The sequence below is a fragment of the Staphylococcus sp. 231237_7MaSpsaltlick genome (assembly GCF_043107035.1).
Genome location: NZ_JBICNX010000013.1, coordinates 87,900 through 108,044 on the forward strand (window position 1 = coordinate 87,900; position 20,145 = coordinate 108,044).

A 20,145-nucleotide genomic window follows, 5' to 3' on the forward strand; every position below is an offset into this window, starting at 1 on the left:
AATGAACTGAGCATGTGTGCAATGTAAATCAATACAGTTAGTTTTAAGTATTTGATAGGCATAGATGAACAATTTTTATATAAGTTGGAGGAACGTTGTAATGAAACGAATATTACTTGCTGTAACTGGCGGTATCGCAGCATATAAAGCAATTGACTTAACGAGTAAATTAACACAAGCAAATTATGATGTTAGGGTGATGTTGACAGACCATGCCCGAGAATTTGTCACTCCTTTGGCCTTTCAAGCTATCGGTAGAAACCCAGTATATACCAGTACATTTATTGAACAAAATCCAGAGGAAATCCAACATGTTGCCTTAGGTGATTGGGCAGACGCAATTGTTGTAGCACCAGCTACGGCTAACACAATTGCAAAGCTTGCGCATGGTATTGCTGATGACATGGTAACATCTACATTGTTAGCTACAGAAACGCCTAAATTTGTAGCACCAGCAATGAATGTGCATATGTATGAAAATAAAAGAACCCAGCATAATATGTCTATTTTACGTGCAGATGGTTATCAATTTTTAGAGCCAGGCGAGGGCTTTTTAGCATGTGGTTATGTTGCAAAAGGTCGTATGGAAGAACCATTGCAAATTGTTGAGCGTTTAAATATGTTCTTTGATGATACACTAATTGACAATAGTTTGGCTGACAGTAGTTTTAATGGAAAGCAAGCGCTCATCACAGCTGGGCCTACTATTGAAGAATTAGATCCTGTAAGGTATCTCTCTAATCGTTCTTCCGGTAAAATTGGTTACGCTTTAGCTGAATCATTAGCTAAACGTGGTGCTAAGGTGACATTGGTATCAGGACCTACGCATTTAACACCACCAGAAGGTATTACATTTGTTTCTGTCCAAAGTGCGGAAGATATGTTTCAGGCAGTAAAAACGCGTTATGATGCTCAAGATATTGTGTTTAAAGCAGCGGCAGTTTCGGATTATACTCCTGCAGATCCACTAGAACATAAATTGAAAAAGCAAGATGGTACCTTATCAGTAACATTTAAGCGTACTCAAGATATATTAAAGTATTTAGGTGAACACAAAGCACATCAATATTTAGTTGGATTTGCAGCAGAAACACAGAATATAGAAGCATATGCTCAAAAGAAATTGCAACATAAAAATGCTGATGTCATCATTGCAAATAACGTTGGTGACCGTACAATAGGATTTAGTTCAGATGATAATGACTATACGATGTATTTTAAAGATGGCGATGCATTAAGTTTAGGTAAGGAGAAAAAAGTTATCCTTGCAGAACATATAATTGACAGTTTAGAGACAAGGTGGCAGTAACATGATAGCAAAAGTAATCGTTGATATACCTTCTAAAAGTGTAGATTTCACCTTTGATTATCTCGTGCCTTCTAGAATGCAATCGATGATTCAAATTGGTATGCGTGTTGTAGTACCATTTGGTCCTAGAACAATACAAGGTTATATTATGGCAATTACTGAACAGCCAGATAACGATATAGATATATCAAAGTTAAAAGAAATAAAGGAAATCCAAGATATTACGCCAGAATTAACACCAGAGTTAATAGAGTTGACGGATTGGTTTAATACTTATTTTGTAACGAAGCGAATTTCGATGCTCGAGGTCATGTTACCGAGTGCGATAAAGGCAAAATATACAAAATATTTTATTGTTAATGAAGACAGAATAAATGAATTGCCAGAACACTTAAAGCAACAATTTAATGATGGCGGCCAATATTTATATAAGGCAGCACAAGCAAATGGTGATTTAGATAAATTATTGCCATTATTAAGAAAAGGTGTAATACAAGAGCACACGGAATTATCGCAAAGTTTGAAAAAGAAAAAGCAAAAAGCACTTCGTATCGTCGAAGATATTGATATTGATCACGTTCTTAATACATTAGAAAAATCTAAGAAACAATATGAACTATACGCTTATCTTGCAGATGAACGTCAACATATCGTACTACTAAGAGATATTGAAGCGATGGGATTTTCGAAATCAAGTGTAGATACTTTAGTACGTAAAGGATACATTGAAAAGTTCGAAACTATTGTAGAACGTAATCCATTTGAAACAAATGTGTTCGAACAAGATAAGAAGCAACAACTAACTCAAGATCAACAAGTGGCATATGATGCTATCTCCAAAACTATTGAATCTGGAACGCAACGAACATTCTTGTTACATGGCGTCACTGGATCGGGTAAGACAGAAGTATATCTTCAAACAATAGAACAGGTATTACAATCAGGAAAGCAAGCAATGATGCTTGTTCCTGAAATTGCGTTAACACCTCAAATGGTATTGCGATTTAAGCGTAGATTTGGTGATGAGGTAGCCGTACTTCATTCTGGTTTGTCAAAGGGTGAACGTTACGACGAATGGCAAAAGATTAGAGACGGTAAGGCAAGTGTAAGTGTAGGGGCGAGATCTAGCGTTTTTGCGCCATTTAAATCACTGGGGATGATCATTATTGATGAAGAACATGAATCCTCTTATAAACAAGAAGACTATCCGAGATATCATGCACGTGATATCGCTGAATGGCGAAGTCAATATCATCAATGTCCACTTGTCTTAGGTAGTGCAACACCTAGTTTAGAGAGCTTTGCCCGTGCTGAAAAAGATGTCTATAAACTACTTTCACTACCGAATAGAGTAAATCAACAGGCTATGCCAGAAATAAATATTGTAGATATGAGAGAAGAATTGAGTTCTGGAAATCGTTCGATGTTCTCTACAGAACTTAAAGAAGCAATCCAGTTAAGATTAGATCGCAATGAACAAATTGTATTGTTTTTGAATCGACGTGGTTATGCTTCGTTTATGTTATGTAGGGATTGTGGTCATGTGCCACAATGTCCAAATTGTGATATTTCATTGACCTATCATAAATCTACGGATCAATTGAAATGTCATTATTGTGGACACCAAGAAGCGGCACCTCATATTTGTCCGAGTTGTGAAAGTGAACATATTAGACAAGTTGGTACAGGTACACAACGTGTAGAGGAATTATTACAAGATACCTTTAATGATGCCCGAATTATAAGAATGGATGTTGATACAACTTCACGTAAAGGGGCACATGAAAAACTGTTAAATGATTTTGAAGCTGGTAATGGAGATATCTTACTTGGGACACAAATGATAGCCAAAGGTTTAGACTATCCCAATATAACCTTGGTAGGCGTATTAAATGCTGATACAATGTTAAATCTACCAGATTTCAGAGCTAGTGAACGGACTTATCAATTGTTGACACAAGTTTCTGGTCGTGCAGGCAGACATGAGAAAGAAGGACAAGTCATTATTCAGACTTATAATCCAGATCATTATGCAATTAAAGACGTACAAGCGAATGATTATCAGGCCTTTTTTGAAAAGGAAATGAACTATAGAAAGTTAGGAAAATATCCACCTTACTTTTTCTTAATTAATTTTACGATTGCGCATAAGGATATGAAAAAAGTAATGGAAGCATCAAAACATATTCATCAGATTTTATTACAACATTTGTCAGAAAAAGCATTTGTCCTTGGACCATCTCCAGCGGCCTTAGCTCGTATCAATAACGAATATCGCTTTCAAATATTAGTAAAATATAAAAGTGAAATTGCTTTGCATAATGCCTTAAAATATTTAGATGATTATTATCATGACCAATATATTAAAGAAAAGTTGTCTTTAAAAATTGACATAAATCCTAATATGATGATGTAAAATGGGGTGTGAAATACTGTAATCCCAGTGTTATTTAAGAGGCAAGGTGTTTGAGAAATTATAAAAAGGACAGAAAAAGGGCAGACAGCTCATTCAACTGCTAACTTACAGAAAGACTTGAAATAATTAAAATAAATTATGGTAATAGAGGATCTAACCTATGGAAACATATCAAAGATGTGCAACCTAGGGTTAGGTCTTTTTTATTAGAACGCTCGTAAAAGAAAGAGATAGTTTGAGTTCGTATAATTATACCGGTATAATTAAAATGTAACTATTTAATTATTGGAGGGGTTCTATGAATTTAAAGCTTGTCGTTACCGATATGGATGGCACATTTCTTAATAATGAAGGTACCTTTGATAGGGAAAGTTTTCACCTGCTCAAAAATCAAATGACAGAAAAAGATATTAAATTTGTTTTTTGTACGGGAAAACAGTGTGAAAGGGTTGAGGCGTTAATAGGTGAACACACGAATGATGTATATATTATTGGTGATAGCGCAACTAAAATTAAATATAACAAGCAAGTACTATATAAAGCTGCAATCGAGAATCGTTTAGGGAAAAAGATAATAGATGATTTAAGACATATAGATGAAGCACAGACAATTATCGCCTGTACGGATGAGACGGCATTTGTATTAAATAACTTGAATCCTTCCGAATTGCAAATTGTTCGTGGTTCTTATCATAATGTTACCCTTATTGAAAGTTTTGAAGAAATTAAAGATGATTTTTTAAAAATTACAGTACATGATGCACAACAAAAATGTAAATATACTGCACAACTACTTGCGAAAGATTATGCGAATGTATATATCATTGCTTCAGAAGATAGTTGGATTGATATTACAAATCAAGGAATTAATAAAGGAACAACTATAAATAAAATTCAAGAACATTTAGGCATCGAAATTTCAGAAACGATTGCTTTTGGTGATGGATTAAATGATATTGATCTATTTAAAGCTGCGAAATATAAAGTCGCAATGGATAACGCATATCCGGAATTAAAAGCACAAGCTAATTTGATTGCAAAAAATAATGATGAGAGCGGAGTAATAAAAACGCTACAATTATTAATTAATGATTAGTTAATCCTGTTTAAGAAAATTAAATATAACTAAGTTTAAACAACTCATTTTAATGATTTAATAAAAGTGAGTTGTTTTTTTATTATTTCTCGAATTTTTAAAATAAGGGTAATAAAATCTTAAAATAATTTCTAATTAACCTTGCTATTTATTTTAATACATTTTAAAATAAATAAAACCGACTAAAATTATAAGGATTAACTCAACTTTCTTATGAATTTATAAAAAAAATATCAAATTTTAGTTTGCATTTATTTGTAATTACAGTTATATTAAATATTAACGAGAACAATATAAATTGTATTCATATTTTTTAAGGTGGTTTTTAGATATTAAATGAATTAAACGTCATAAATATGTTAACTGATTTTCAATCAAATAATATGTATGAGGGGCTGTGCTTATGAGTTTACTTAGTAATAGAGAAGCGATTGGATTAAGTATTGAAGAATTATCGAATCGTTTAGCATCATTATATAATACCAAATTAAGTCCTGAAGTCATTAAACAAATTGAGACTAAGAAGGTTAAATTAGGAAACGAAGAAGTACAAATTTTAGCTGAATTTTTTAATACTACGACAGACGATCTGATCTAACACAAAAATAATTGCCTATTTTTATATTTCGCTTTACAGTTAAAGGTGGAATGATTATAGGAACTAATTTTAGTGTTTAGGTAACGAATGGTTATAGTTTTCCTTATAAATCAAGCGTTATATAAAACGGAGATGACTTCGTTTAAATTTTGCTATATTACTTGAACCTAAAGAAAAAGGGGAAAGATAAGTAAATGAATTATAATGAATTTGACCAACCAATTGGTGAAGCTTTACGTGAATTTAATATGCCTGAATTTCCAAATGTACAAACTTTGACTGGACAGTATAGTAGATTGGAAAAATTAGACATGAAACATGTAGATGATTTATTTAATCATTTCAGCACACCAGAAGATTTACCGAATTGGACATATTTACCAGATGAGCAACCTCAAAATTATACACAGTTTCAAGCATATATTGAACAACGTATTGCCTCAACAGATCCGTATTTCTTTGCAATTGTCGACCATAATACGAATGAAGCACTTGGTATATTATCGTTATTACGTATTAATCCAAAAAATGCTTCGATTGAAGTGGGACATGTCCATTTTTCCAATAAGATGAAAAGAACTAGAATTGCAACAGAGGTCCATTATTTATTGGCAGGCTATATATTTGAAACGTTAGGGTACCGAAGATATGAATGGAAATGTGATTCGCTTAACCAACCATCTATTAAAGCAGCACAACGTTTAGGCTTTAAATATGAAGGTACCTTTAGAAATCATGTCATTTATAAAAATAGAAATAGAAATACCGTGTGGCTTTCCATGTTAGATGTTGAATGGCCAACACTCAAAATGATAATGGAAGACTGGTTAGCATTAGAAAATTTTGATGCTGAAGGTAATCAGATTAAACGCTTATCTGTATGATAATAAAAATGAAAATAATCTGTAGAATTTAATACTACATAATGAAGCTCGTCAGAATTCAATCTGGCGAGCTTTAGTTATTTTTAAAAATAAAACCATACATGTTCGCTCGTATGATTGACTAATGAGATGATGACTTGACAATAGTTCGTAGAAAAAATAGTAATAATAACGTGCAAATTGTTATTGAATTTATTGAGTGTTTAGAATATGCGTAATGCATTTTTAGTTAAAATAAGTTATAATAGTTTGATGAATTTTTATAAGGAGCCGATTCGATGACGATTAAACGACTTGTTAGTGACCAACATCCTATTTTAAAGAAACAAATAGCACCAGTTACAACTTTTGATTCAGAATTAGAACAATTGTTACTAGATTTGGAAGATACAATGTATGATTTGGAAGCTTCGGCACTTTGTGCACCTCAAATTGGTATTGACCAACAAGTAGCGATTATAGATATGGAAATCGATGGTTTATTGCAATTAATTAATCCAGTAATAATTAATGAATCAAATGAACAAGTGACGGATTTAGAGGGCTCTGTAAGTCTACCTAATGTTTATGGAAATGTGACAAGAAGCAAGATGATCGTGATAAAGGCTAACGATAAACAAGGTAATGAAGTTGAAATGACTGCATATGATGATGTGGCTCGAATGATACTCCATATGGTTGATCATTTTGAAGGTAAGTTATTTACGGATAAGGCAGAAAAAATATTATCTGAAGCTGAAGTGGAGGCGTTTTTTGACAATGAGTAAAATTATATTTATGGGTACACCTGATTTTTCAACAAAGGTATTGGAAATGTTAATTGCGGAACATAACGTGATAGCGGTTGTAACACAGCCTGATCGACCTGTAGGAAGAAAGCGTAAACTAACACCACCACCGGTTAAGGAAGTTGCTGTACAACATGGTCTCCCAGTGTATCAACCAGAAAAATTATCAGACTCTGAAGATTTACAAACTCTAATTGACCTAAATGCAGATTTAATTGTCACAGCTGCATTCGGACAATTATTACCTGAGTCTTTATTAAAGGCGCCTAAACTTGGAGCTATCAATGTACATGCATCTTTATTACCTAAATATCGAGGTGGTGCACCGATACATCAAGCTATAATTGATGGTGAACCAACAACAGGAATTACAATTATGTATATGGTGAAAAAGTTAGATGCTGGTAATATTATTTCACAGAGTGAAATTGAAATTGAATCACAAGATAATGTTGGAACAATGCATGATAAGTTGAGCTTTTTAGGTGCAGATTTACTAAAAGAGACATTGCCTTCTATTATAAATGGTACAAATGATAGTATTCCACAAGATGATAATAAAGCAACATTCGCATCGAATATTAGTAGAGAAGATGAGAAAATTGATTGGACTGCGTCTGCTGAAACGATTTACAATCACATTCGAGGTTTATCTCCATGGCCTGTTGCCTATACACAATTTGAAGATGGTAATTTGAAGGTATTTGCCGCTCATATTGAAAAAGGGAAATCAGGCGAGCCAGGTTCAATTATAGAAACAACTAAAAAAGCAATAATTGTAGCTACAGGATCAAATGATGCGATTGCTTTAACTGATATCCAAGTATCAGGAAAAAAACGTATGCTAGCTGCTAACTATTTAAGTGGTGTTCAAACATCATTAGTCGGGAAGGTATTAACATGACATCTGAAATAAATGTAAGAAGCTTAGCATTTGAGACATTGCAAGACATATTAAATGATAAAGCATATAGTAATATTGTTATCAATGAGGTTTTATCTGAATATGAGTTGACTAGAGCGGATAAAGGCTTATTGACTGAATTGGTATATGGGACATTGAAGAGAAAATATACCTTAGATTATATCTTGAAACCATTTGTCCAAACAAAATTAAAAGGTTGGGTCAGACAATTACTATGGATGAGTATTTATCAATATGTATACTTAGACAAGATACCTGAACATGCCATAATAAATGAAGCCGTAAATATTGCAAAATACAAAGGTGGACCACATAATGGTAACGTTGTTAATGGTATATTACGAAATGTAATGCGCAGCGAGTTACCTGATTTTAGTGAAATTGCTGATGATAAGAAACGTATTGCCTTGCAATATAGCTTGCCTAAATGGTTAGTCGATCACTGGACAACACATTTTGGTATAGAAAAAACAGAAGCGATTGCTGCCTCTTATTTAACGAAAGTAGGTCAGACTGTACGAGTAAATTTAACAAGAATTTCAATAGATGATGCGATAAGACGCTTAGTTGATGATGACTATATTGTTGAACAAGATAGAGATTTAGATATTTGTTTACATGTAAGTGGAAAACCGATTATTGAATCACGTATGTTTAAAGATGGTCTAGTATCTATCCAAGATAAGAGTTCAATGTTTGTTGCGGAACTCATGGATATCAATGAAGGTGATATGGTGCTTGATGCGTGTAGTGCACCAGGTGGAAAAGCATGTCATATCGCAGAAGTTTTAAATCAAACGGGTCATGTAGATGCCACAGATATCCACGAACATAAAATTGACTTGATTGATTTTAATATTAGAAAATTACGATTATCTAACATTTCTGCTTTTCAACATGATGCGACTGAAAAATATGATAAAGTGTATGATAAGATTTTAGTTGATGCACCATGTAGTGGTTTGGGTGTTTTAAGACATAAACCTGAAATTAAATATGAACAATCGCAAAACGGAATCAATGCTTTAGTAGAGATTCAGTTGGAGATTTTGAATAATGTTAAACATAATTTGAAACCAGGTGGAACTTTAGTTTACTCTACGTGTACAATAGAACAATTAGAAAATGAAAATGTAATTTATACATTTTTAAAAGAAAATAAAGACTTTGAATTTGATGGATTTGAACATCCAATAACTGGCGAAAAAGTAAAAACCATGCAAATATTACCTCAAGACTTTAACTCAGATGGCTTTTTCATAACTAGGATTAAAAGAAAGGAAAATTAATATATGATTACTGCAGAGAAGAAGAAAAAGAATAAGTTTCTTCCCAATTTTGAAAAGCAATCCATTTATTCATTAAGATATGACGAAATGCAAAATTGGTTACAAGACCATGGTCAACAAAAGTTTAGAGCGAAACAAATTTTTGAATGGTTATATGAAAAACGTGTAAATAGTATTGATGAAATGACAAATTTATCAAAAGAATTAAGAGAAATTTTAAAAGATAACTTTGCAATGACGACACTTACAACTGTTGTTAAACAAGAAAGTCGAGATGGTACAATAAAATTCCTCTTCGAATTACAAGATGGCTACACAATTGAAACAGTGTTGATGCGTCATGAATATGGGAACTCTGTATGTGTTACAACACAAGTAGGTTGTCGAATTGGATGTACATTCTGTGCGTCTACACTTGGGGGTCTAAAGCGTAACCTTGAAGCTGGAGAAATCGTTTCACAGGTACTAACTGTTCAAAAGGCTTTAGATGAAACAGATGAACGTGTTTCTCAAATCGTTATCATGGGTATCGGTGAACCGTTTGAAAACTACGATGAAATGATGGATTTCTTGAAAATAGTGAATCATGATAATGGTTTAAATATTGGCGCACGCCATATTACCGTGTCTACTTCAGGAATTATTCCACGTATTTATGATTTTGCAGAAGAAGATATACAAATTAATTTTGCAGTGAGTTTACATGGTGCTAAAGATGAAATTCGTTCACAATTAATGCCGATTAATAGAGCTTATAATGTTGAAAAACTGATGGAAGCAATTAAATATTACCAAGAAAAAACAAATAGACGTGTAACATTTGAGTATGGCTTATTTGGAGGCGTTAATGATCAGGTGGAGCATGCGAGAGAGTTAGCGCATTTAATTCAGAAGTTAAACTGTCACGTCAATTTAATACCTGTAAACCACGTGCCAGAAAGAAATTACGTTAAAACACCAAAAGAAGATATCTTTAAATTTGAAAAAGAATTAAAACGATTAGGTATTAATGCAACGATTCGCCGTGAACAAGGTGCAGACATTGATGCTGCTTGTGGGCAACTTAGAGCAAAGGAACGAAAAGTAGAAACGAGGTAGTGACATGCTAAAAGCACATTTTTTTACTGACATGGGAAGATATCGTGATAAAAATGAAGATGCAGGTGGCGTTTTTTACAATCAAACTGAGCAACAATTATTAGTGTTATGTGATGGCATGGGCGGTCATTTAGCAGGGGAAGTTGCGAGTCAATTTGTAACAGATGAGTTAAAACGTCGCTTTGAAGCTGAAAACCTAATTGAAGAGGAGCAAGCTGAAACATGGTTGAGAACTACTTTGAAAGCAATCAATCGTGACTTGTATCGACAATCAGTAGAAAATCCTGAATACAAAGGTATGGGAACTACATGTGTTTGTGCATTGGTTTTTGATCATTTTATCGTTGTGGCCAATGTTGGAGATTCCAGAGCATATTTGGTCAACAGTAGAGAAATTGAACAAATAACAAATGACCATTCCTTTGTTAATCACTTAGTGATGATGGGACAAATCACTCCAGAAGAAGCATTTCACCATCCGCAACGAAATATTATTACTAAGGTTATGGGAACGGATAAATTAGTGACACCTGATGTCTTTGTTAAAAAAACGAAGTTCTTTGATTATCTATTGTTAAATTCTGATGGATTGACTGATTTCATCTTGAATCAAGCAATCCAAGAAGAATTGATGACAGATCATACCTTAGAGCAACATGGACAGAATTTAATTAACTTAGCTTTAGCTAATGATTCTAATGATAATGTTAGTGTAATATTGGCTGAGATTGAAGGAGATAAAGTATGATAGGCAACTTAATAAATGAACGCTACAAAGTGATTAAGAAGCTTGGTGGTGGAGGAATGAGTACAGTCTATCTTGCTGAAGATTCAATACTCGACCGAAATGTTGCGATTAAAGCAATTCGAATTCCTCCTGGGGAAAAGGAAGCGACAATCAAGCGTTTTGAGCGTGAAGTACATAACTTAAGTCAGTTATCGCATAATAATATTGTTAACGTTTTTGATGTAACAGAAAATGATGAAAATTTCTTTTTAGTAATGGAATATATTAAAGGTCCTACTTTGGCAGAGTATATTCAACAGCATAAACCGCTTGATTTACAAACGGTTATTTCATTTACAAAGCAGATTATTGATGGAATTAAACATGCACATGAAACTCAGATTGTGCACAGGGATATTAAACCACAAAATATTCTTGTCGCTGATGATCTAACATTGAAAATACTTGATTTTGGTATCGCTAAAGCGTTAAGTGAAACCACGATGACACAAACCAATCATGTTTTAGGTACGGTTCAATACCTTTCTCCTGAACAAGCACGTGGAGAAATGACGGATAATGGCACAGATATTTATTCTATAGGTGTAGTTTTGTATGAAATGTTAGTCGGGAAACCACCATTTTCAGGAGAAACTGCAGTTGGTATAGCAATTAAACACATTCAAGATCCTATGCCGAATGCTACAGAACAACGTTCAGAGGTTCCACAATCCTTGAGCAACGTTGTCTTAAAAGCTACTGAAAAGGATAAACGGGATCGATACCAAACTGTAAATGAAATGGAAGCAGATTTAGACACAGCATTATCTTCGTCAAGACAATCAGAACCGACATATCAATCTGATGAAACAAATACGAAAACCATCGCAATTGATAAAACAGAGTTGGCGAACAAAACAAAAGAAGACAAAAATAAGAATTTAAAGCAAACAATGCAAATTCCAATTGTCAATCAGCAAGCGTTTCAATCGAGTGAAGAACCATTTTATGCAGTCCCAGCCAAAAAGCGCTCAAAACGTAAAAAGATTATCTATGCAGGGATACTCGTATTATTACTATTTGGCTTATTTGGGTTTATGGCAATGGGGATGTTTGGTAATAAATATCTTGAAACACCAGATTTATCTGGCAAAACAGAAAAGCAAGCAGAGAAAATACTTAATGACAATAAGCTAGAACTAGGAAAGATTTCACGTGAATATAGTGATAAATATCCAGAAAATAAAATCATTAAAACAAACCCGGAAAAGGGCGAACGACTTGAACAAAATAGTAAAGTTGATCTCATTTTATCAAAAGGCCCGAAAATGGTTGAAATGCCAAGTTTGTATGGCGTTTCTAAAGATGAAGCACTTGATCGTTTGAAAAAACTGGGTATCGATGATGTGAAAGTTGATACGCGCTATACTAAAAATAATACTGCTAAAGGTTTAATAGAAGATCAAAATATTAATCCTGGCGATAAAGTGAAGATTAAAGATAGTGGCATACAACTAATAGAATCATTAGGTGTGAAACAAGTTTATGTTCCTAATTATGAGAAAAAATCATTTAAATCTGCAAAATCAGCTTTAGAAAGTAAAGGGTTTAAAGTTGTAGTCAATGAAGAACAAGAACACGATAAGATTAAAAAAGGTAATGTTATTAGTCAATCTCCAAAAGCTGAAGAAGTAGATGAAGGTTCTACGATTGCCTTTACAGTATCTTCTGGTGCTCCTAAAGCAGATGATAAAGATGATGATCAAGATAAGGACGATGACAAAGATAAATCTGAGGATAAAGACGAAGAGGCAACAAAAGAATATACAGAGACATATCAAGTGCCATATTCAGGTAAGGATGATAAAGCACAAGAAGTTAAAGTATATATCAGAGATAAAGACAATCCAGGTACTTCGGCTGCACAAACTTTCAAGATTAAAGATAACAAGACAGTTAAAATTCCGATGACGATTGAAAAAGGAAAGACTGCAGGTTACACAATTCGTGTCGATAATAAAATAGTTGCAGATAAAGATATTCCTTATGACTTTTAGAATATAAATCGCCTTTAAATAAAGCACCTAGAACAGTTTGGTTTCAATATCAAACTATTCTAGGTGCTTTTGTTATTTATTGAGATAAAAATGTTTAATATGTCTCATTGTCATAGTGATTTCAAAGCAGTATTTAATTATATGAAAATAGGCTCATGGTTTAGTGTTATAATACAAAGTTATTAAAGTATTTTTCTAATTGTGTAGTGATATAGTTCGAAAGTTGTACCATATGAGAATGCTTTTTTGTTATCAATCTATGATTATAGTCAATTTTTACGATTAAATGCTTAGCATACTAAAAAAGAAATGTATGAATTTTCTATAAAGATGCTTTATTCATATTTAAAATGAAATTGCTTTGCTATAATATATAAAGTAATAGTATTTAAAAGAGGGGTGCCTAAGTGAAGACAGGTCGCATCATAAAATCAATTAGTGGCGTTTATCGTGTAGATGTAGATGGAGAACTATATGATACAAAGCCGCGTGGATTATTTAGGAAAAATAAATTTTCGCCTATTGTTGGTGATGTCGTAGATTTTGAAGTGGAGAATGTAACTGAAGGCTATATTCACCACGTTCATGATAGAAAGAATGAATTGAAGAGGCCACCTGTAAGTAATATTGATCATCTCGTTATTGTTATGAGTGCGGTGGAGCCCGATTTTTCAACACAATTATTAGATCGATTTTTAGTTATTGCACATTCATATCATTTGCGTCCGCGTATTTTAGTAACGAAAAAGGATTTAACTACTGACACTATTGCGAGTCAGATTAAACAGAATCTAGCTATTTACGAAGCAATAGGTTATAAAACACAATTTATAGGTGTTAACGACGATATTAATGATGTGTTTCAAGCATGGGGTTCAGGATTAGCTGTGTTAAGTGGACAATCTGGAGTTGGAAAATCGACATTACTCAATCATTATTTTCCAGAATTAGAATTAGAGACACAACATATATCTAAATCACTGAATCGAGGAAGACATACAACGCGACATGTTGAATTATATGAAAGGTCAAATGGCTTTATAGCTGATACCCCTGGATTTAGTGCATTGGATTTTGATCATATACAAAAAGACGAAGTAAAACATTATTTCTTAGAGATAAATGAATTCGGAGAACAGTGCAAATTTAGAAATTGTAATCATATTAAGGAACCGAAATGTCAGGTAAAATCCGAAGTTGAATTGGGTAATATTGCACAATTTAGATATGATCATTATGTACAACTATTCAATGAGATAGCAAATAGAAAGGAAAGATACTAGTGGCAAAATTATATCCATCTTTATTATCAACAGATTTTTTAAATTTACAACAAGAATTAAAGGATTTAGAAGCAGCAGGCGTCGATGGTGTACATTTCGATGTTATGGATGGACGATTTGTACCAAATATATCGATTGGTCTTCCTATTTTGGATGCGGTCAGAAAAGGGACAAAATTACCTATTGATGTGCATTTAATGATAGAGGAACCTGAGAAATATGTTGATTTATTTGCACAACATGGTGCAGACATGATTTCTGTACATGTAGAAGCAACGCCGCATATTCATAGAGTGATTGAACAAATCAAATCGCAAAATATAAAGGCAGGTGTGGTATTAAACCCTGGCACACCTGTAGATGCAATATTGCCAGTCATTAGAATGGTAGATTATGTCTTAGTGATGACTGTAAATCCTGGGTTTGGAGGACAAAGCTTTATCAGTGATAGCATCGAAAAATTAGATCAATTAACTTCTATTAAAGATAGAATGGAACTCGATTTTGATATAGAAGTAGATGGTGGTATAAATAATGAAACTGTTAAAGATGTAATTGAACATGGCGCAACGATGCTAGTTGCTGGCTCTTATTTCTTTAAACAAGATGATTATAAACAAGTTACTAAATTGTTGAAAGGTTGATAAAGATGAAAGTCAACTTGCTTTGTGGGGATAGAAATTTACCAATTGATATTTTAAAGAGAAAGTCTAATGAGCGATGGATAGGGATTGATCGTGGGACATTAGTATTAATTGAACATAAGATCACACCACAATTTGCGGTAGGAGACTTTGATTCTATAAATGAGGATGAACGTGCTTTGATTGAACGGCAAATCACACTTAATCCGTTGAATCCGGAAAAGGATGATACGGATTTAGCATTGGGTGTGGAACAAGCAATAGCCTATGGTTATCGAGAAATTGAAATATATGGTGCCACGGGTGGCAGATTAGATCATTTTTTAGGTGCAATCCAAATTTTAGAAAAGCCTGAATTTGAAATGCAAGACTTAACAATAGCGTTAATTGATGACTGCAATGAGATTCGCTATTTGTCGGCGGGGCAACATTTTGTAAAGCATAATCCAGCGTTACCATATATCTCATTTGTACCAACAACAGTACCAACTGAAATTTCACTAACTCATTTCAAATATAATTTAGATCATGAAACTTTGTCAAAGGGCTCTACGTTAACGATTTCTAATGAAATAGCTGATGATTTTGGAAAGATTGAGATTTTTAAAGGCAATGTATTAGTGATTCGTAGTAGAGATAAGTCATAACTTTACAATAAAATAAATAAAAAAAGACCAATCCTCCACATAAGGACTGGTCTTTTTCGTGCATTATATTTATTAAACTCTAGTTACTTTACCAGATTTTAAAGCACGTGCAGAAACCCAAACTTTTTTAGGTTTTCCGTCTACAAGAATTCTAACTTTTTGAAGGTTAGCATTCCATCTTCTTTTAGAAGAATTTAAAGCGTGTGAACGATTGTTTCCAGTTGAAGCTTTACGACCTGTTACGAAACATTGTTTGCCCATGAAAGTACCTCCTTTAATAAATATAAATACACGTATCTACTACATACTCAAATAATGTACCATAGATATTTTTATATAGCAATATTTTCATGAAAAAAATTACTGTTTTATAACAGTAATGCTTTTGTTAAAATCAATTTATGCTATAATTGTACAATGTGGATAAATATAATAAATTATCATCAGAAGCAAATTAAATATGATTTAATAACAAATTACTAGGAGGCCTATAAAGATGACATTAGAGATCACGAATGATTATGGTAGTATAGACATTTCAAATGAGGTAATAGCTTCGGTCGTAGGCAGTAAAGCAGTAGAATGTTATGGGATTGTAGGCATGGCTTCTAGACAACAAGTTAGAGATGGCATAGCAGAAATTTTAGGATACGATAATTATGCAAAGGGAATTATTGTTAAGGAAGAAAATGGTTTAGTAAATATAGATATGTATATCATTGTGAGTTTCGGAACAAAAATCTCTGAAGTCGCAAGCAATTTACAATCAACAATAAAATATACAGTAGAACAAACATTAAAAGTAAAAGTAAACTCAATTAATATATTTGTACAAGGTGTACGAGTGAATAATGGCGTGAAAAACTAGGAGGATAACGTACAATGGTTAGCGAAATTAATGGTAAATTATTTGCTGAAATGATAATTCAAGGAGCGCAAAATTTATCAAATCATGCGGATTTAGTTGATTCATTAAATGTTTACCCAGTACCAGACGGTGATACAGGGACGAATATGAATTTAACAATGACATCAGGTAGAGAAGCAGTAGAGCAAAATTTATCTCAACATATAGGAGAATTAGGTAAAACTTTTTCTAAAGGATTACTTATGGGGGCAAGAGGTAATTCTGGTGTTATTTTATCTCAGATTTTCAGAGGATTTTGTAAACAGCTAGAAGACTTAGAAGTGATTAATGCACAACAATTAGCAGATAGCTTTCAAGCAGGGGTAGATACTGCATATAAAGCGATATTAAAGCCAGTTGAAGGCACAATCTTGACAGTGGCAAGAGATGCAGGAGCAGCAGCTCAAGCAAAAGTTACAGAAACAACGGATTGTATAGAATTATTGTCATTTATCGTAGCAGAAGCCGAAAAATCTTTGGAAAATACACCGAATCTATTACCTGTACTTAAAGAAGTAGGTGTAGTAGATAGTGGTGGTAAAGGTTTAGTACTTGTTTATGAAGGCTTTTTAAGTGCATTAAAAGGTGAAACAATAGATACACAAGTTACAAAATTAGATAAAGACACATTAGTCAATGAAGCACATGATTTCCATGGTGTAATTAATACAGAGGATATTGAATTCGGCTATTGTACAGAAATGATGGTACGCTTTGGTAAAGATAAAAAAGCATTCGATGAACAACAATTTAGAAATGACATGAGTGCATTTGGAGATTCTTTACTCGTAATTAATGATGATGAAATTGTTAAGGTTCATGTACACACTGAAAAACCTGGTGATGTATTCAATTACGGTCAACAATATGGTGAATTGATAAAGCTTAAAGTGGAAAATATGCGTGAACAACATCGAGAAGTTGTTAAAAAAGAAGAGAGCAATTCATCGAACAACACTGCATCACATGAAGTCGAAACGGCAGTGATTACAATCTCAATGGGTGATGGTATTTCTGAGTTATTTAAATCAATGGGTGCAACGCATGTTATAAGTGGTGGTCAAACGATGAATCCATCAACAGAGGATATTGTTAAAGTAATTGAACAATCTAAATGTAAACGTGCAATTATATTACCAAATAATAAAAATATAATGATGGCGAGCGAACAAGCAGCTAGCATAGTAGATGCAGAAGCGGTAGTCGTACCAAGTAAATCGATACCTCAAGGTATTGCGGCTTTATTCAATTATGATGAAGCAGATTCATTGTCAGATAATAAAGCACGTATGAACGAAACACTTAGTGTGGTATCATCGGGTGCAATTACATATGCTGTTCGTGATACAAAGATAGATGGCATTGAAATTAAGAAAGATGAATTTATGGGCTTGATTGAGGATAAAATTGTAACTAGCAACCCAGTGTTAATTGATGCAGCGCAAAGTTTATTAGAAACGATGATTGCTGAAGATAGTGAAATCGTCACGCTTATAGTTGGTGCGGAGGCGAATCAATCAGAAACAGAATCGATTGTATCATGGGTAGAAGCTAATTATGAAGATGTTGAACTTGATGTTCATCAAGGAGATCAACCCGTTTATCCATATTTAATTTCAGTAGAATAGTGAAGGTAAACTATTAAAAAGTAAGGTACATAATATACGTAGTTAGATGTATTAATCTAATTGCGTATATTTTTATGTGTTAACATATTGATTGCAATAGTAAATTCCATTAATATTAACTATTGGCTTTGCTTATAAGTGTACAATTAATTGTGCGCTATAATATGCTTTAGTTTTTAAGTGATTATTACAACCGGAATTGGTTTATAAACGATTAGTAAGTTGTTATAATAATAACAACGTTCAAAAATGTAAGCGCAACACATTAGAAACATTAAAAATAAGAGTGGGGTATAAATTATGAAGTATAAAACAGTCTTTGATATTATCGGTCCTACAATGGTCGGCCCATCTTCTTCTCATACAGCAGGCGCGGTTAGAATCGGACTTGTAGCGCGTGATTTATTTAATTATCTACCTAAGCAAGTAGACATCTATTTATATGGTTCATTTATGGAAACATATAGAGGTCATGGTACAGATGTAGCACTAGTCGGTGGTTTGCTTGGCTATGATACAGATGATGATAGAATACGGACAAGTTTAGAAACGGCTGAAGAAATGGGTGTCAAGGTTAACTTTATTGAGATGGCTGAAGAAAGATCGCATCCAAATACGGCGATTATTAATATGAGAGATAGTGAAAAGGAAATTTCGGTTGAAGGTGTCTCAATAGGTGGAGGTAAAATTGAAGTTGTAGCTATCAATGGATTTAACATTGCTATTAGCGGTAATTATCCTGCATTGTTAGTATTCCATAAGGATACCTTTGGAACAATCGGACGTGTAGCAAATATCTTAGGGGATTCAAGTATTAATGTTGGTAGTATGCAAGTTTCAAGAAAAGAAAAAGGAGACCAAGCATTAATGACTTGCGAGTTAGATGATGCGATTAACGATGAAATAATAGAAAAAATTAAAAACGTCGATGGTGTAGTGACGGTTTCACTCATGGGAGACGCATGATGGAGGTTATTACATGTTTAAAAGTGTGGAAGAATTAATTGCATTATGTGAATCACAAAATAAAAAAATTCACGAAATTATGTTAGAGCAAGAGATGGAAGTTACAGGATTATCAGAAGCAGAAATATATGCTCATATGGATAAAAATTTACAAACAATGGAAAATGCCTTAGAAGAAGGACTAAAAGGTGTAACCTCTACAACAGGATTAACTGGTGGAGATGCAGTCTTATTACAGGAATACATTAAATCAGGTAAGTCATTGGCAGGGCCAACGTTATTAGATGCTGTAAGTAAAGCAGTTGCAACTAACGAAGTTAACGCAGCAATGGGGAAAATTTGTGCAACGCCTACTGCAGGTTCTGCGGGAGTTGTACCAGGTGTATTATTTGGTTTGAAACCTCGTCTAGAGCCTAGTAGAAAGGATATGTTAAATTTCTTATTAACTTCTGGTGCATTCGGCTTTGTCGTAGCTAATAATGCATCGATTTCAGGGGCTGCTGGTGGTTGTCAAGCTGAAGTAGGTTCTGCAGCTGCAATGGCGGCTAGTGCAACAGTTGAATTAGCAGGTGGAACGCCACAACAATCTGCCGAAGCCTTTGCAATTTGTTTGAAAAATATGCTAGGTTTAGTATGTGATCCAGTTGCAGGTTTAGTTGAAGTGCCATGTGTAAAAAGAAATGCCGCTGGCGCTTCAAATGCAATCGTGTCTGCCGATATGGCATTAGCTGGCGTGACTTCAAGAATACCTACGGATGAAGTGATTGAAGCAATGTATAAGATTGGCCAAACGATGCCATCTGCTTTGCGTGAAACTGGAAGAGGAGGTCTAGCAGGTACACCTACAGGCCAACGATTAAAACAAGAAATATTTGGTGATTAA

19 protein-coding genes are annotated in these 20,145 nt (G+C 33.6%); 18 read left to right on the top strand and 1 reads right to left on the bottom strand.

The window, feature by feature from the left end; translation table 11 throughout:
• Window positions 1–100: 100 nt before the first annotated feature.
• From coaBC to ACF91D_RS20915, 14 genes are all read left to right on the top strand, one after another.
• Window positions 101–1,309: a bifunctional phosphopantothenoylcysteine decarboxylase/phosphopantothenate--cysteine ligase CoaBC gene (gene coaBC / locus ACF91D_RS20850; protein WP_392437650.1), complete on the top strand. Its 1,209-nt coding sequence runs from the start codon at window positions 101–103 to the stop codon at window positions 1,307–1,309.
• A gap of 1 nt (window position 1,310) precedes the next feature.
• Window positions 1,311–3,725 carry a primosomal protein N' gene (gene priA / locus ACF91D_RS20855; RefSeq protein ID WP_107527870.1) on the top strand — a complete coding sequence of 805 codons (2,415 nt, stop codon included), beginning with the start codon at window positions 1,311–1,313 and terminating at the stop codon, window positions 3,723–3,725.
• A 298-nt stretch (window positions 3,726–4,023) separates the two neighbouring features.
• Window positions 4,024–4,821, top strand: coding sequence for a Cof-type HAD-IIB family hydrolase (locus ACF91D_RS20860; protein WP_232161369.1), 798 nt, complete (start codon window positions 4,024–4,026; stop codon window positions 4,819–4,821).
• 403 nt (window positions 4,822–5,224) lie between these two features.
• Window positions 5,225–5,419, top strand: a complete 195-nt coding sequence (locus ACF91D_RS20865; RefSeq protein ID WP_042738901.1) for a helix-turn-helix domain-containing protein — start codon at window positions 5,225–5,227, stop codon at window positions 5,417–5,419.
• Between the two features lie 194 nt (window positions 5,420–5,613).
• Entirely contained in the window at window positions 5,614–6,303 is a 690-nt protein-coding gene (locus ACF91D_RS20870) for a GNAT family N-acetyltransferase (protein ID WP_107527075.1), read from the top strand.
• 278 nt (window positions 6,304–6,581) lie between these two features.
• Entirely contained in the window at window positions 6,582–7,070 is a 489-nt protein-coding gene (locus ACF91D_RS20875) for a peptide deformylase (protein WP_042738899.1), read from the top strand.
• Entirely contained in the window at window positions 7,063–7,995 is a 933-nt protein-coding gene (gene fmt, locus ACF91D_RS20880) for a methionyl-tRNA formyltransferase (RefSeq protein WP_107527073.1), read from the top strand. The genes ACF91D_RS20875 and fmt overlap by 8 nt, the downstream gene beginning before the upstream one ends.
• Window positions 7,992–9,305, top strand: coding sequence for a 16S rRNA (cytosine(967)-C(5))-methyltransferase RsmB (gene rsmB / locus ACF91D_RS20885; protein WP_042738898.1), 1,314 nt, complete (start codon window positions 7,992–7,994; stop codon window positions 9,303–9,305). Before fmt ends, rsmB begins: the two co-directional genes overlap by 4 nt.
• Window positions 9,306–9,308: 3 nt before the next feature.
• Window positions 9,309–10,403, top strand: coding sequence for a dual-specificity RNA methyltransferase RlmN (rlmN, locus tag ACF91D_RS20890; protein WP_042738897.1), 1,095 nt, complete (start codon window positions 9,309–9,311; stop codon window positions 10,401–10,403).
• A 4-nt stretch (window positions 10,404–10,407) separates the two neighbouring features.
• Complete coding sequence (locus ACF91D_RS20895) at window positions 10,408–11,151, top strand: Stp1/IreP family PP2C-type Ser/Thr phosphatase (RefSeq protein WP_107527071.1); 744 nt, start codon at window positions 10,408–10,410, stop codon at window positions 11,149–11,151.
• A complete protein-coding gene (gene pknB / locus ACF91D_RS20900; RefSeq protein ID WP_107513118.1) occupies window positions 11,148–13,187 on the top strand; it encodes a Stk1 family PASTA domain-containing Ser/Thr kinase in 2,040 nt (679 codons plus the stop codon). Before ACF91D_RS20895 ends, pknB begins: the two co-directional genes overlap by 4 nt.
• Window positions 13,188–13,594: 407 nt before the next feature.
• Window positions 13,595–14,470 carry a ribosome small subunit-dependent GTPase A gene (gene rsgA / locus ACF91D_RS20905; protein WP_392437655.1) on the top strand — a complete coding sequence of 292 codons (876 nt, stop codon included), beginning with the start codon at window positions 13,595–13,597 and terminating at the stop codon, window positions 14,468–14,470.
• Window positions 14,470–15,114 (top strand): ribulose-phosphate 3-epimerase, encoded by a 645-nt coding sequence (gene rpe, locus ACF91D_RS20910; protein WP_107527069.1) that lies wholly within the window; start codon window positions 14,470–14,472, stop codon window positions 15,112–15,114. The genes rsgA and rpe overlap by 1 nt, the downstream gene beginning before the upstream one ends.
• Window positions 15,115–15,119: 5 nt before the next feature.
• A complete protein-coding gene (locus ACF91D_RS20915) occupies window positions 15,120–15,761 on the top strand; it encodes a thiamine diphosphokinase (protein ID WP_107527068.1) in 642 nt (213 codons plus the stop codon).
• 72 nt (window positions 15,762–15,833) lie between these two features.
• Here ACF91D_RS20915 and rpmB read toward each other — a convergent pair whose 3' ends face one another.
• On the bottom strand, window positions 15,834–16,022 hold the full coding sequence (gene rpmB / locus ACF91D_RS20920) for a 50S ribosomal protein L28 (RefSeq protein ID WP_002483503.1): 189 nt from the start codon (window positions 16,020–16,022) through the stop codon (window positions 15,834–15,836).
• A gap of 235 nt (window positions 16,023–16,257) precedes the next feature.
• On the opposite strand from rpmB, the gene ACF91D_RS20925 reads away from it, so the two are divergent.
• The 4 genes from ACF91D_RS20925 (at window position 16,258) to sdaAA (ending at window position 20,145) form a co-directional block, all read left to right on the top strand.
• Complete coding sequence (locus tag ACF91D_RS20925) at window positions 16,258–16,629, top strand: Asp23/Gls24 family envelope stress response protein (RefSeq protein ID WP_042738891.1); 372 nt, start codon at window positions 16,258–16,260, stop codon at window positions 16,627–16,629.
• Between the two features lie 14 nt (window positions 16,630–16,643).
• A complete protein-coding gene (fakA, locus tag ACF91D_RS20930) occupies window positions 16,644–18,296 on the top strand; it encodes a fatty acid kinase catalytic subunit FakA (protein WP_107527067.1) in 1,653 nt (550 codons plus the stop codon).
• A 300-nt stretch (window positions 18,297–18,596) separates the two neighbouring features.
• The gene (gene sdaAB / locus ACF91D_RS20935) at window positions 18,597–19,262 is read left to right on the top strand and encodes an L-serine ammonia-lyase, iron-sulfur-dependent subunit beta (RefSeq protein ID WP_042738889.1); all 666 of its coding nucleotides are present in this window, start codon (window positions 18,597–18,599) and stop codon (window positions 19,260–19,262) included.
• A 13-nt stretch (window positions 19,263–19,275) separates the two neighbouring features.
• Window positions 19,276–20,145, top strand: a complete 870-nt coding sequence (sdaAA, locus tag ACF91D_RS20940; RefSeq protein WP_107527066.1) for an L-serine ammonia-lyase, iron-sulfur-dependent, subunit alpha — start codon at window positions 19,276–19,278, stop codon at window positions 20,143–20,145.